3 protein-coding genes and 1 pseudogene (1 of these 4 cut by a window edge) are annotated in these 15185 nt (G+C 72.2%); all 4 read left to right on the top strand.

What is annotated here, in order from left to right; genetic code table 11:
* A pseudogene (locus tag AB0A94_RS02855) lies at window positions 1-1573 on the top strand (hypothetical protein); the annotation flags it as partial.
* Between the two features lie 70 nt (window positions 1574-1643).
* Window positions 1644-2138, top strand: a complete 495-nt coding sequence (locus tag AB0A94_RS02850) for a YbaB/EbfC family nucleoid-associated protein (RefSeq protein ID WP_361737819.1) — start codon at window positions 1644-1646, stop codon at window positions 2136-2138.
* Between the two features lie 2 nt (window positions 2139-2140).
* Window positions 2141-2497, top strand: a complete 357-nt coding sequence (locus AB0A94_RS02845; RefSeq protein WP_361737816.1) for a hypothetical protein — start codon at window positions 2141-2143, stop codon at window positions 2495-2497.
* 1 nt (window position 2498) lies between these two features.
* Window positions 2499-15185 carry the start of a toxin glutamine deamidase domain-containing protein gene (locus AB0A94_RS02840; protein ID WP_361737813.1) on the top strand. It continues 23604 nt past the right edge of the window, so 12687 of the gene's 36291 nt are visible here — the first part of the coding sequence; the start codon lies at window positions 2499-2501; its stop codon lies beyond the right edge, outside the window.

The raw sequence follows: 15185 nt of genomic DNA, 5'->3' as shown, positions 1-15185 counted from the left end.
GGAGCAGGAACAGGAGAAGGAGGCCGCGAAGGCGGAGCAGGAACAGCAGAAGGCGGAGGCCGAGCAGGAGAAGGCTGCCGCGAAGGAGGAGCAGGAGGCGGCGAAGGCGGAGGCCGAGCAGGAGAAGGCTGCCGCGAAGGAGGAGCAGGAACAGGAGAAGGAGGCCGCGAAGGCGGAGCAGGAACAGCAGAAGGCGGAGGCCGAGCAGGAGAAGGCTGCCGCGAAGGAGGAGCAGGAGGCGGCGAAGGCGGAGGCCGCGCGGGAGCAGGAGGCGGCGAAGGCGGAGGCCGCGCGGGAGCAGGAGGCGGCGAAGGCGGAGGCCGAGCAGGAGAAGGCTGCCGCGAAGGAGGAGCAGGAGGCGGCGAAGGCGGAGGCCGAGCAGGAGAAGGCCGCCGCGAAGGAGGAGCAGGAGGCGCAGAAGGCGGAGGCCGAGCAGGAGAAGGCCGAGGCCGCGCGGCAGCAGGAGCAGGCGCGTACCGAGCAACTCGAAGAGCAGCGGCAGGCCAGGCTGGAGGCCGAGCAGGCCAAGAACGAGGCGCAGGCCGAGTACGAGCAGCAGAAGGCCGACGCCCAGGCGGAACGCGACGCGGCCGAGCAGCAGGCCGATCAGCAGCAGGCGGAAGCCAAGCAGGAGTACGAGCAGCAGAAGGCCGAGGCCCAGGAGGAGCGGGAGCAGGCTCGTGAGCAGGCCGAGCAGGAACGGGCCGAAGCCGAGCAGGAGTACGAGCGCCAGCTCGCCGACGGGGTGAGCGAGGACACCGCTCGGGAGGACTACGACCGCCGGATCGCCGAGATCGACGCCGCCGAGCAGGCAGCCGTGGACGAGGCCGACGCCGCGGAAGCCGAGGCGAAGCAGGAGTACGAGCAGGAGAAGCAGGCGGCCCAGGAGACCCGGGAGCAGGCGCGCGCCGACGCCGCGCAGGCTCGCCAGGACGCCCGGACGGCGTACGACGCGCGGATGAACGAGATCCAGTCCGCGTACGACACCGCTCAGCAGGGCACGGACTACGACGAGTTGATCCGGGAGCGCATCGCGGCGCTGCCCGAGCACGACGACGCCTCCGCTTATCTGCCCGCTGCCACCTCCGCCGCTTCCCCTTACGCCTCGGCCTTCACCGACAACCTCTACAACCAGGACGACCTGTCCTCCGCACTCGGCCGCTCCCAGGACGCCACCGCCGGCTCGGCGGGCACCTCGGCCAGTCCGTACTCGGGTACCGGCTCCCCGGGGATGATGTCGCCGATGGCCCAGGGCGCGGGCGCGGGCGGCGGTACGGCCGGAGAACGTGTCCGCACCGTCGTCGAACCCACCACCGCTCGGACCGCACGGGCCGACAGCGCTGCCCAGACCGTCGAGGACGAGGAGCACACCGTCGCGACCCGAGGCATGCAGACGTCGAGCAGCACACCGTTCATCCCTCCGATGGGCGCCCCCATGGGCGGTGCCCCCATGGGTGGAGGACAGCCGCAGACGGAGAGCCAGGGGGACCGGGAGCGCACGGCCTGGCTGCCGGAGGACGAGGACGTGTGGGGCACCGACGAGGGCGGCGTGCCGCAGGCGCTGGGCCGATGACGGCCTCGCTGTCCACCGTAGGCCCGGCCCCACCCCACCACCACACCGGACGACTTGAGAGGAACGTGCGTTGAGTCAGTCGATGGAGGACCGGCTCGCCCGGGTCATGGCGCGGCTGAAGGAGACCGAGGAGGCCGTGGCACGGGCGCAGCACACCCTGGACCAGGCCTCGGCTACCGCCCATTCGTCCGACCGGTCCGTACGGGTGACCGTCGGGGCCAAGGGCGACGTGACGCAACTGGAGTTCCTCGACGGCAAGTACAAGACCATGCCACCGGCGAAGCTCTCGGGCGTCGTGCTCGAAGCCATGAACGCCGCCCGCGCACAGATGGCCCGGCAGGTGGTCGACCTGGTCAGCCCTGTCATCGACCGCTCTCCGGGCGACAGCGGCCTGAAAGACGTGAACGTGGACTGGAACGACGTCTTCGGCTCGCTCCTGGAAGACCCCGCCCGGTCCACGGCCCGCACACCCATGAGCCGGCTGCGTGACGAGATCCACGAAGACGAAGAGGACGTTCCGGCGGACCCGCCCGCCGGGAACCCGAGGGAAAAGAAAGGGATGTAGCCATGGGATCCACTTACTCGGCGGACGTGTCGGAGATCAAACAGCGGTCGAAGGGGATCGGGACCGCGGTGGAACAGTGCAAAGCCATCGTTCCCGAATTCCATCGTGCCAACGCCGCGCACGCCGGCTGGTGGGGGCAGGAAGGGGAAGGTGACGACTTCGCCGATCAGGTGGGTCCGCAGGTTCGTGAGGAAGAGGAAAAGATCACAGAAGCGCTGACCGCTATCACCAACGCCTTCACGGGCCTGGTCGACGCGGTGTTCGCCGAGGCGGAACAGACGAGTCTGCCGCAGACGCAAGCGCTTGACAGCTTGCACCAGGCCTCCGCAGCCGCTGCCGGAACCGGAGCGAAGCACTGACATGATCGGCATTCCCTCCGGCCTGGAGAAGTTCGTCGAGGTCGCCACCGGCGCGAGTCTGCCCACCGGCGATCCCAACGCGGCCTTCTCCAGCAGGTATGCCCTGACCCGTACGAGCCAGTCCCTCCGTGACTGGTCGAGGGCCATCGGGGATGCGGTGAACGCCGTAGGGAATGAGTTGCCCGAGGACGTGGGCCGGGCTTTCAAGGAGGGCGTCAAGAGCCTCATCGACGACCAGGGCGTCGATCACCTGGCCAAGATGGCCGACGACCTCGAAAAGCGCGCGGACAACCGGAGCGATCTCTCCTTCAGTCTGCGCGAGGCGCAGTACGAGGTGCTGATCGAGTGGTACAGCCTGCTGTTCGAACTGACCATCATCGCCATCACTTCCGCCTTCACCGGCGGTACCTCGGCCCTGCAGGTGGCCGCGGCCCGCGCGCGGGCGGCAGCGGCGATCATGATGATCCTCGCTCGGCTCAACCGGGCGATCCCCACGCCGCTGTCGATCGTGCTCGAATCGGTGCAGGAGGCGTTCACCACCTTCGCCGCGCAGGTCATGTCGATGTCCCTGCCGTCAGGTGAGATGCAGCGCAAGAAGTTCGACGGGGCAGACATCGGCAAGTCCGCTGTCATGGGCGCTTTCGCGGGACTCTTCGGAGGGGCCTTCTCGCAAGCGGTCGATCCGATCGCGAAGAACTTGCTGAAGGACGGAGCGAAGTGGAAGAACGAGACGTTCGAACTCGCGACCTCCTTCGTCAACGAGGGACAGGCCGAAACCTTCGCCGAGGCTTTCACCAAGCTCGCTTACGAAGGGAAGTTCACCCTCAGTCTCAACACGGCCCTTAACGCGGGCCTCAGTGGCGCTTTCCATCAGGCGGCTGACACCGCGCTGAGCGAGGGCGGCCTGAAGTTCCACGAGAAGGTCTTCGGCAAGAACACGTTCAACGACACCGACTCTGCCGGGGCCGGGGCCGGTTCCGGTGGTGCCGCGGCCGGTGGTTCCGCCGCTTCCGGGTCGACGGGCGACGGCGGGACCGGAGCCGGTGCCGACACCACGGGGGCCTCCTCCGATGCCGGCGGGACGGACGTCGACGACCTGCCGTACACACCCCCTTCGACCGGCGTCGACGACACGCCGTACACGACACCCACCGTTTCGGGCTCCGGTGTGAGCGGCGAGGATTCCGTCGATGCGGCGGCGACCGGCCCGACGGCGACCGCCCCGATCGTGTCCGTCCCGACGGTGACCGCCCCAATCGTGACCGGCCCGTCGGCGATCACCCCGGTGACAACCGAGCCGGTGGATTCCGCCGTGGACTTCCCGGGCGTGTCCGTCCTCCCGTTGTCGACCGGCGTCCAGCAGCCCTCGCCCATCGCCTCAGCGGTCCCCCCGGCCGGCTCCACGGCCACGTCGACGGCCACTCCCGCCGCGGACCCTGCGGACGCGTACGACCCTGCGGATACGTACGGTCCTGGCAGTGGTGTCGACCCGTCGGACGACGCGGCGTCCGTGTTCAGTGATGTCAGCGCGTTGAGCAGTCCGGTGGATGTCGACACCGCCAGTGAGGTCAGTGGCTTCACCGACGTTCCCACCGCCTCCGCTGACGTGGGCAATCTCGATGACGTCAGGGACGTCCTGCCGGTGTTCGAGGACGACTCCGCCGTCGGGTCCGTCGCCACGGAGGACACCGCGGTCACGTACGACCCCGCGGTTACGTACGGTCCTGGCAGTGGTGTCGACCCGTCGGACGACGCGGCGTCCGTGTTCAGTGATGTCAGCGCGTTGAGTAGTCCGGTGGATGTCGATACCGCCAGTGAGGTCAGTGGCTTCACCGACGTTCCCACCGCTTCCACTGACGTGGGCAATCTCGATGACGTCAGTGACGTCCTGCCGGTGTTCGAGGACGACTCCGCCGTCGGGTCCGCCGCCACGGAGGACCCCTGGGAGCAGAGCGGTCCATCCCCTCGTACGGCGGTCGACGCGGTCGACGCGGTAGAGGGCTCCGTGCCGACGAGCGGGATCACCGATTCGGTCCTCTCGGCGCTCACCCCCTCCGCTGCCTCCTCGTTCGGGGACACCGGTCTGTCCGGCTCCGACTCCACAGCGGCCGCCGGCACGGACGTATCGGTTCCCGTCACGTCGGGCAGTGCCCCGGTGGACGTCGACAGCCCGGCAGGGACGGGCGTCGACGCCGTCGTGCCGCCCGCCGTACTGACGGACACGGACCCCGTCGCCGCCGACTCCTCGCCCGTATCCTCCAGCACACCGCGCGCGGAGACGGGGAACACGTCCCCCCGACAGGACGGGTCCGATTCCCCCGCCACCCGGCCGACCGGCCGCACCGAGACGCCTGTCTCCGTAGCCGGCCAGCAGTCACCGCTCGCCGCCCCGGAGCCGACGCTCCAGACCTCCGGCGACACCACCGACCCACAGCCGAACACCGGCCCGTCCCGCGCGCCCGACGTCGAGGCGGAGCACACCCGGCCGGACCGGTCGACGTCCGACGACGCCGGCACTCCTCCGGTCGACGTCTCCCGGCCCGCGGCGACCGTGGTCGCCGGGGACGACACCGCTGCGGCCACGGACGTGACGTCGTCGTCGGTGGGCGCCCCTGTCGCGGGCGGGACGGTCAACGGCCCCGTCCATCAGGTGGCGCAAGGACGCGCGGACCAGCCTCAGACTGTCACGGCACCCCAGGGCCCGGACTCCGGCCCGACCACCGACGGCACGCCGCCGCGGAACACCTCGCTCCCCGGTACCGCCCCCGCGAGCACACCGCCGGTCACGCCGACCGATGTACGCGTCGACGCCACCGATGTACGTGCCGGCGACACCGGCATACGCGTCGGCGACACCGACGTCCCGCCCGCGCCCACCGCCCCGGCCGTCCCTACTGGTGCCACGGGCCCGACCGCCCTCACCGGTTCCACGGGCCCGGCCGTCCCTACTGGTGCCACGAGCCCGACCGTCCCTACCGGTCCGGCCAACCCCGCCGGCTCAGCCGCCCCCACCGGTCCGGCGTCCCCCGCCAACCCGACGACAACCGCCACCCCTTCCGTATCCCCGGACTCGTCCGCCTCCGCCAGGCAGCCCGTGCGCAGTGGCCCGTACTCCTATGTGGCCACGCCTGTGCACACCACCGCGACGGCGACGGACCACGGTATCCGGCCGCCCCATCCGTCCGAGACCGTCTCCAGCTCCGCATCCGCCTCCAACTCCGCACCCGCCTCCACTCCTGCCACCGCCACGGCCACCGCCACCGGCTCCACCACCCCCTCCCGTACCTCCTGGGCCCACTCCGGCGAACGCCGGACGGCGGCCTTCACCGCACCGCCCAGAGGGGCCGCCGCACGGCCCGCTCCCTCGCGTGAGGCGACGCGGCCTCGCGGTGACTGGGCGCACCCGCCGGTACAGGTCAGGCCGATCCTGCGGGCGGACGGCACGGGCCTCGGCGGAGCCATGTCCTTCTCGGCCAAGGACCTGGCGCTCCGCGAGCCGGTGTACGGCAAACTGTCGGAGCAGTCGAGGTTCTACCAGTGGCGACTGGACCAGACCGGCAAGCGGGTCGGCGCCTGGCGGGACCTGCCCGAAGGGTTCGCCGGTTCCTTCCAACTGGGGCTCCACCACGACCACCGGGGCTTCCACGCGGTGGACGGCGAGGGACGCGACGTCGTACTCAGCGCCACCGAGCTGGGACAGGCGCTGCTGGACTTCCCCGCGCTCCTGCGGGGCTTCGACACCCTCACCCTGTTCGCCTGCACGGCCGGCGCGGACCGGCCCGCCGCCGGGAACGCGACGGCCCTCGCGGACGCCCAGATCATCGCCGACATGACGGGCCTGAACGTCCTCGCACCCACCGGTGAGGTCACCTTCGCCGAGTCGGGCATCCACCTGAAGCACGACGCCGACGGCCGGGAGACCGTGTGGCGCCGGTTCCGCCCTTCGGGCACTTCTCCCCGCCCCGGACCCGCTCCCTCCCCGGCCGGAGAACCGGCCGCCCGGCGCGACGGGCGGCCCGCTCCCTCGTACCCGCCCGCCCGCTCTTGGAACACCCCGGCGGACGCGATCTCGGTCGGCGCCTACGAACTCGAACTCGCCGGCCTGCTCGCACAGTTGCTCGGTGCGGGGAACGTGGACGCCGACCAGGTGATGGACGTCTTCCGGCGGTATGTCTCCGCGGTGGGTCCGGAGCTGTCGGACGACTTCGCGGCGGCGTTCGAGAGGTACACCGGTGAGTCGGTCGCGCAGGCGCTGCACCGGGCCCTGGCCGAGGGCCGGATGGACGGCGGCGGTCACGAGGCGGTGCTGCGGGCGCTCGGTCTGTCGTCCCCGTTCGCCGTTGTCCCCCCGAGCCTCGCGGAGGCTTCCGCGCGTCGCCAGTCCGCCTCCGCCACCGCTCTGGACGACACCTTCGCCGCGCAGCTCGCCGGTCTGCTGAGCCGTCAGCAGGTGAACACCGGCCGGGTGCTCGGCCTGTTCCAGCGACGTGCGTCCACGGCCGGCCCGGAGCTGTCGGCCGACGTCGCGGCGGCGTTCGAAGCGCACACGGGGGAGACGGTCGCGCAGGCGCTGCACCGGGCCCTCGCGGAGGGCCGGATGGACGACGCCGGCTACGAGGCGGTCCTGCGGGGCCTCGGCTTCTCCTCGTCCTTCCCCGTCACCGGCCACGAGATGGTCCCCGTCGCCGTCGATCCCTTCACCGACCCCGCGCACCTGCCCGAGGTGGGCGCCTTCGCGCTGAGGCTGACCGAGCTGCTGAACGGACACCAGGACGGCGAAGGGGCACTCGCGCTGCTGACCGGCCTCGACCGTGACCTGCCCAAGATCTGGGCCGTCTCGGACGCCTTCCACGACATGAACGGCATCGGCCTGCGCGACATTCTGCTCGCGCGGCTGCCCGAGCGGGACGAACACATCGCTCACGTCCTCGGCGACTTGCACACGGAGCCCGCCTCCCTCCAGCAGGTCACGCGGTGGTACCAGGACATGGCCGCGCTGCGTTACCACCATTACCAGTACGGCACCTTGCCCCTGCCGCACAACCACCCCGAGGACGGGTGCTACCTGCGGGCCCACGTCATGGCGCGCAAGCTCCAGCAGTGGGGCGCGCCGGTCAGGAAGATCTCGGCCGCGTCGGCGGACGGACTGTCGGTCGTGACCCCGCACGCGAGGAACGCGACCCAAGCCGCGCCGGCTGTCGTCAACTGGGACTACCACATCGCGCCCGTCGTCGACACCCGGCTGCCGGACGGGTCCGTCGCACCGGTGGTCATCGACCCGGCGCTCGGACGCGGCCCGCTGACCGAGGAGCAGTGGCTGACGATCATCGGTGTCTCGGCCGACCGGCACGTCGAACGCCACAGCGGAGCGCTGGAGTCCATCCATGGTGGATTCATCCTGGACGCACTGGTGAACCCTGACCGGTGGAACGCCGCCGGCTTGCCCGTGGGGCGTGTGACCGTGGTGCTGTCGGAACCGCACACCCCGCAGTTCCCCTTCCCGCAGTGGGACATGTTCCGCTCGATGAAGGAGACCGACGACTCGTTCCGTCCGAGTATCGACATGCTCGCCGAACACAGCTGGGAAGGGCTGGAGCGGCACGTCATCCAGGAGACCTGGGACGGCCTCACGGCCCGTCCCGACCCCACCACCGCCGAGGCGATGCGGTGGACGGCCGACCGCTACGAGTGGCTGGCCCGCACCGGAAAGCTCGACAGCCACAGCGTCCTCGCCGACACCCTGCGCGAGCGACTGCCGAGCGATCACCCGGCCCACCGTCCGATGGACCCGGGCTTCGCCCTCGCGCTCTCCGGCGGTTTCCCGGACCTGAGCGACGCCGTCCCCCCGGGCTTCGACCCCACCGCCGTCGACCTGACCGGCGTGGACCTGTCCTTCCTCGTGCCGGGCACCGAGACGGCGTTCCTCGACCCCGCGTCGCAACCGTTCGAGGCGACCGCGGCCGCCGCGGAACAGCCCGCCTATCCCCTACAAGGATGGAACGCGCCGTCCTCGGACCCGGACGACCGTTCACGCAGCTACCCGGACTTCTACCGCTCGCCGGACTGGTTCACGTACGCCCGGGAGTACGAGCGGTGGATCGGCGACGTGCTTCGTGGTGACAAGTACCTGCGGGGCGTCGCACACCGAGCGGTCATGCGGCTGCGGTCCCACCTCCTGGACGCCGGGCTCGATCCCTGGGCGGTGGCGGTCCGGTTCGCGCGTCCGGGCGCCACCACGGCGCAGGTGGAGGACTTCTCCGAGCGTCTCACGCGGGGGGAACCGGGCATCGCCGAGCTGATGGGGTCCTTCGCCAGCGCCGCCTATCTCCACCCGACCGGAACGCACACCCTGAGCTGGCTGTGGACGGTCGACCCCGCACGCAACCCCAGCATGCTCCCGCCGGCGCCGGCGAGGCCGCAGCCCTACGACGAGAACAGCCTGTGGTACCGGCAGACCAGGGAGCGCGGCATCCTCCTGACGCGGGCCCCCGCCCAGAACGTGGAGTGGCTGACGCGGGTCTACCGGGCCCTCGTCCCCGACGGGGACGCCTTGGTGTTCCGCGAGGCGCTGATGGCGTGGCTGCTGCCCGGCGGCAGCCAGTCCCTGGCCGAGATACTCACCGCCTCCCACCGGGCCGGGGTGCGCGGCCCGGGTGAACCGCAGTTCGCGGAGAGCGACGGCGCCCGCCTGTACACCTGGGCCGACGCGATGCTTGATGTACGGCGGCGCAACTTCTCGGCACAGTCGTCCGCCACGCGCCCGCGGAACGAGGTGCCGTTGCCGCACCACAGGATGTACGCGCACTCGACCTCGTGGCTGACCGGCGCGCGCGGTTTCGGCCTCGCGGACCTGTCGTCGGTCGCGGAGCTGACTCGCCCCAGGGAACTGACCGGCGCACATCCTCGATTCGAGCCGTCGACGACGATCCTGTCGGTGGACCAGTGGACGGCGCGGGCGGCGCGCGACCGAGCCATGGGCGCCTGGTCGTCGCGGCATCGTGACCCCGCGCTGATGGCCAACTTGACCACCGGGCACCTGCCCGCACTGCACCTGGCGAGCGGGGCCGACCGGACGCTGCTGCAGGCGGTGGCTGCCGGGGCGGCCGGCGGGGCCGCCGTGCGCGCGGCGGCCCGCTCCGTGGTTCGGCAGGCTTTCGCCGCTCCCCTCGACCCTTCCTCATTCCCTTTGCTGCTCCTGCGGGACGAGCGCTTCCGCACCCTCGTGGACACCGCCGTCGCCCGGGCCGGGGACGGCTCACGAGCGGGCAGCACCGCCTCCGGAGCGGACCGGGACCTGATCGTCGACCGGGCCGCCGCACTGGTGCGCGACATGCGTGGTGAACTGCTTCAGCACCGGGCGATGGCCCGGGAAGCGGTGGACCTGCTGCCTCCCGTCCTGGGTCGGGCGTGGTGGGGAACGGCCTGGACCGCGCCCGCCGAGGGCCTCGACGGGCCGCACGCTGTCCCCGCTCTGCACGCGGTGAGCCTCGACCGGGACACCGCGCTGCGAGCCGCCGTGGCGGACGCCGCCCTCACCGGCGGAGTCCCGACGGTGTGGGAGGTCGTCGAGTCCACCGCCCGTGATGTGGCGCCCTTCGCGCGTGACGCCCGGCAGCGGCCGGCGCTGTACACCGATCCGGCCACCTTCACGGTCGTCGAGAAGCAGCGACGCGTGGACGCCCTGAGCGGCCCGTACACCCTGGTGCGGGTCAAGGAGATGCCGCGACCACTGTCACGCGCCGACTTCGACCGTGAGTTCATCACTCGTAAGGTCACGGACCGGTCCGGCAGGGTGGTCGGCTTCTCCGCCTTCAGCACGTCCGACTGGAACAAGGCCCGGAAAACAGACCAGTCAATCTTCAGCAAGGACACCTACACACATCTGAACCTGGAGAGCCGCACGCAGGAGGGTGCGTACCCGGTCCCCTGGGGCCCGCTGCGCCGCACACACCGGCAGGTGCTGTTCTCCACTCACGGGACGAACTCCGGTCGCGCGTTCGACATGCCCTCTCGCTACGGAGCCAAGGCGGCCACCCCCGAGCAGGTCGGTGTGTTCGTGAAGGGCCTGCTGGAACTGCATGAAATGACGGGTGAGCCGGTCAACCTGGTCCTGAACGCCTGCAAGTCCGGCCGGAAGCAGCCGGACGGTGGGAGCGCCGACCAGGTGATGACCGACCATGGTTCCTGGCAGTCCTCCTACGCCCCCTCCGTCTCGACGGACATGGCTTACCTGACGCTCTACAAGGAGCCGGGGCAGCCGAGCCCCACCTGGCGGCACGCGCGGCCCCGGCCGTTGACCGACATGGACGCCGCCGGCCGCTCCGCCGTCGCCGACGTGAACCCCGGGCAGGCGCACCGCTTCGAGGCGTTGACGGCCGACAGCGGATGGCGGGGACATGCCGCCGTCTTCGAGGCCGCGCTGGGCCGACTGCTCGCGGACGACCCCGCGGTGGTCGACACCGCACGGAGGGCGGTCGAGCGGGTCTACGGACACCTGGTGGACGAGCGGGGAACACAGCGGGCCCGCCTCGCGTTCTTCGGCCCCGAGGTCCGCTCCGGTCACGAGGCGGCCGAGCGGATGAGCCGGCTGCGCGACACCCGCCACGGTGCCACGCTCGCCGAACTCATGCGCGCCCTGGGGAACGCCCTCGACGCCGTCCCGGCGGACCGGGAGGTGTCCGCCACCGCGCTGTACGACGCCTACGCCAGGATCGACGGTGTCCTGGAGCAGGACCTGCTGGACCTGCGCCCGGCCGTCCTCGGCTGGCTGCTGCCGCTCACCCACCGCGGCGGCCGGCCCGTGCGCGGTCTGCGGGAGCTGCTGGCGGACGGGCACCAGGCCCGCGTCAGCGGCGGCCCCCTCGAAGAGGAACGGCTGCGGCTGGGCAACGCGGCCCACCTGTACGAGTGGGCGCACCAGGAGTGGGTCGGCCCGGCGGCGGGCCGGCTGCCGGCCGGTGCGGCCGAGGCGCTGACGCTGCCGCAGCACCGTACCTACCTGGACCGCGGACGCTGGCTCACACCGCAGGTGAGCGGGAACGGTGCCGTGCCCCAGGGCTTGTGGCTGGCGCTGGAGCAGGGGCACCGCTATCTCGGCACGACCGGGCAGGCACTCCCCGAACCCGCGACGGACGAGGGTGTCCTGCCACTGGCCGACTGGACCCGCCGGCAGGAGGCGCTGAAGGCGTGGACGGCGACCCACGCCGGGGCGTCCCCGCTGGACGGTCTGACCCAGGCTCACGCGCTGGCGCTGTACCTGCTCGGCGGCCCGGACGAGCGGCTGCTCGACCAGAGGTTCCTCGACGGCCCGTCCACGGCGGTGAACCGGGCGGCGTTGCGCGGCGCACTGCGGGCGGCGGTGGCCGAGGCGGTCGACGGGCAGGCCGCGTACCCGCTGCTGCTGATGCGGGACGACACGTTCCGCAGCCTGGTGGACTTCATCCGGCGCAACGCCGGACGACGGGACCGGGCCGACCTGCTGCGCGGGCGCCTGCTGGACGCGGCCGGGCAGCGGACGGACGCCCTCCTGAGCGAGATCCCCGAGCACCGGGGCATGGCCGCCGAGGCCCTGGCGAAGCTGCCGCCCGTCGACGCCCCCGTCTGGTTCTCCCTGCACGTGCCCCTCGCGGACGACGGCGGGCCGGCGGCGTTCGACGCGCTGACGGTGCCGGAGTTCCATCCGGCCCGGCGCGGGGAGCGGCCGGTACTGGCCGCCCTGGCGACCGGGGAGGCGGGGACCGCGGCGGGCTATCCGGTGCTGGTCAAGGTGGTCACGTCGTCCGCCGCCGACGTGTCGCCCTTCTCCCGCGCCCCGCAGCGGCGCGAGGTGCGCTACCCGGGCCCGACGGTCTTCCGCGTCCTGCGCCGGGAGAACCGCCGGTTCGACGAGGAGTTCCGCCGGCCACACCTCTACGTCGAGGTCGAGGAGGTGGAGCGGCTCACCGTTCCGGCGGGTGTGCAGCCGGTCTCGGCCTACGGGCCCGCCGTGCTCTCCGGCGCGACGGACGCCTGGTACGGCACGGCCGGCGGCCCCCGGCCGGACGGCACCGGCGGGCAGCGCGCCCGCCGCGGATCCCGGCCGGACGCCGCCCCCGCCTTCCCGACGCAGGGCTGGAACGCCCCGCCGGACGACCCGGACGAGGACCATGCGCCGTCGGAGCTTCCGGTGCTGGTGGAGTACGACGACCAGGGGGAGGCGTCGGAGGTCGACTGGGCGGACGTGTTCGCGTCGTCCTGGTACCGCGCGCTGCACCCCGGTCATCAGCGCCGGCTGCTCGGGGTGGAGGACTTCACCCCCTTGTCGGACGCCCTGGAGGAGACCCGTAACACGGTGGTCGCCGCCATCGACGGCGGCGCCGGCCACGAGGACGTGCGGTTCCTCAAGGACGCCGCGGCGCTGCGTGGCAACGTCAGTGCCTTCGATCCGGTGATGCACGGCTATCTGGGCCGCCATGTGGAGAGCGCCACGGCCGGGGACGGCGCAACCGTGTCGCTGGTGCGGGGTTCACTGGCCGAGTTCGGTCGTCATGTGCCGTACACGGACGTCCTGGTGCCGCATCCGGGACCGTGGATCCGGGCGGAGGGCGAGGACAGCCTCGCCGCGGTGCTGGACCACGTGATGGGTGAGCACAGCCGGGCCTGGATACTGACCGACAACGAGATGGCCGGCGCGAGCCAGGCCGACGAACTGGCGGCGCGGCTGGAGGAGCTCAACGAGCGCGGGCGCGGCACACCGGGACACCTGCCCCTGCGGGTCGAAGTGTCCCAGCCCGACCTCACGACGGGACTGTCCGGGCTGGAGGCCGGGCGGCTGGTCACCGAACTGGGCGGGGTACGGCTGATCATCCGGCACCAGCCGCACTACCGGCTGGTCACCGTGGTCCGCGAAGCGGCCCCCGCCGGACGGACACCGACGGACACGGACGGGACGGCGTCCCCGCTGTCCGCGGCACCCCAGGCGGCCTCAACGACTCCCGTGGACATGGCGTCTGCCATGGACATCGAGTCTCCGGCGGACCCGGCGTCTCCGTCGGCCCCTATGGTCCGGGCGGCCACGGCATCTCCCGCAGACCCGGCGGCACACGCGCCGGAGTTCCCCGCCGGCGGCTGGAACCAGCCCCGGGCCGCCGCCGAGTCCGCGCCGGCCCACGGCTTCCCCGAGCTGACGTCACTGGCCCGGAACCTGCCGCCGACGGACTCGGTCGCCCCGTACGCGGAGTTCTACCGTGACCCGCTCTGGTCCGAACTGGCGGAGGACTACGAGAAGTGGGTCAGGGCCGTGCACGACGCGGACCGCCACGTACTGGAGGAGATGTCCGGCGCGATCACCCGGCTCCACGAGTTCCTCGCGAAGGAGCTGGGGGGCCGGCCCGACGACCGGCATTGGCTGTCCTTCCCGGGCACCACCCCGGCGGAGGGCCGGATGCGGATGGCGCGGCTGCTGACGCCGGGGCGGGCGTCCGCCTCCGAGCTGATGGAGGCCTTCGCCAACGCCGCCTACGCACACCCGGACGGACGGCAGACGCTGAGCGGACTGTGGCGGACCAAGCCCGCGCTCAACCACAATCTCGTACCGCTGCTGCCCGCCCAGGAACGGCCGTACCCCGCGGACGACCCGGAGTACCAGCGGGCACGGCGGCGCGGTCTGCTGCTGTCCTCGGCCCCGGCCGAACGGGCCACCTGGCTGCTGCGGGCGTACGAGGCGCTGGGCGCCGAGCATCACCAGCTGCTGGTGTTCCGGCAGGCCCTGACGGCCTGGCTGCCGCACCGGACACTGGCGGAGATACTCGACGCCTCCCACCGGGCGGACATACGCGACGAGTCGGAACCCCGGCTCGGCGACATGGACGGCGCCCGCCTGTACGGCTGGGCGGACGCCTTCCTGGGCCCGCAGGACCAGCTCGCGCACCTGGACCCCTTCGTCGCCACCGACATCGCCGGGCGCCCGGTCCCGCTGCCGCACCGGGCCCTGTACGCCGTCCTCGTGTCCCGTCCCACCCGGGTCACCCTGCGTGCGGCACAGGGCATCGCGTCGGCCGCCGGCCTCACCCGCCCGCGCACGGTCGACCCGGTGAACTACGCGCCCTCGCAGGTGTGGCTCGACGCCGGACCAGAGGCGCGGCCTGCCCGCACCGACCGCGAACGGGCTCTCGGCAACTGGCTGCTGCGCCACCGTGACCCGGCTCTCCTGAGCAACCTCACGTCGGCGCACCTGCCCGCGCTGTACCTGGCGAGCGGGCTCGACTCCCACCTGATGCGGACGGTGACCGAGCCGGCGACGGTGACCGAACCCCGTGCCACCACCGCCGAGACGGTGGTGCGGCGGGCCCTCGATTCCCTGGGACCGCTGCGCGCGCTGCCGCAGGTACTGCTGCGGGACGCGTACGTGCGTAACGCCGCCGAAGTCGTGGAGAGGACGGTCGCCCCGGGCTTCGCGTCCGGCACCGCCCAGGACTCCTGGGTGTCGGCCGCCCACCGCTACCACCTGCGTCTGCGGGCCACTCAACTGCTCGAACGGGCCGACCTGCGGGCCGAGCTGCGCTACCACGCGGCCATGGCCCGCGAGGCGGCGGCCCTGCTGCCCCCGCTCATGGACCGGGTGTGGTGGGGCGGAGCCCGGCGCCGGGGGACCCTGACGAGCCTCACCGACGAGCTGCGCACGCCCGCCCTGCACCTCGCGACGTCCAGC

This window comes from Streptomyces sp. NPDC044984 (assembly GCF_040646935.1).
Lineage (GTDB): Bacteria > Actinomycetota > Actinomycetes > Streptomycetales > Streptomycetaceae > Streptomyces.
Note: the sequence above shows the minus strand (reverse complement) of the source record. Positions and strands in the feature narration are given on the sequence as shown.

Bases quoted from the DNA above. Each gene is read 5' to 3' on its own strand.
- AB0A94_RS02845 (WP_361737816.1), top strand. From the start codon at position 2,141: ATGGGATCCACTTACTCGGCGGACGTGTCGGAGATCAAACAGCGGTCG.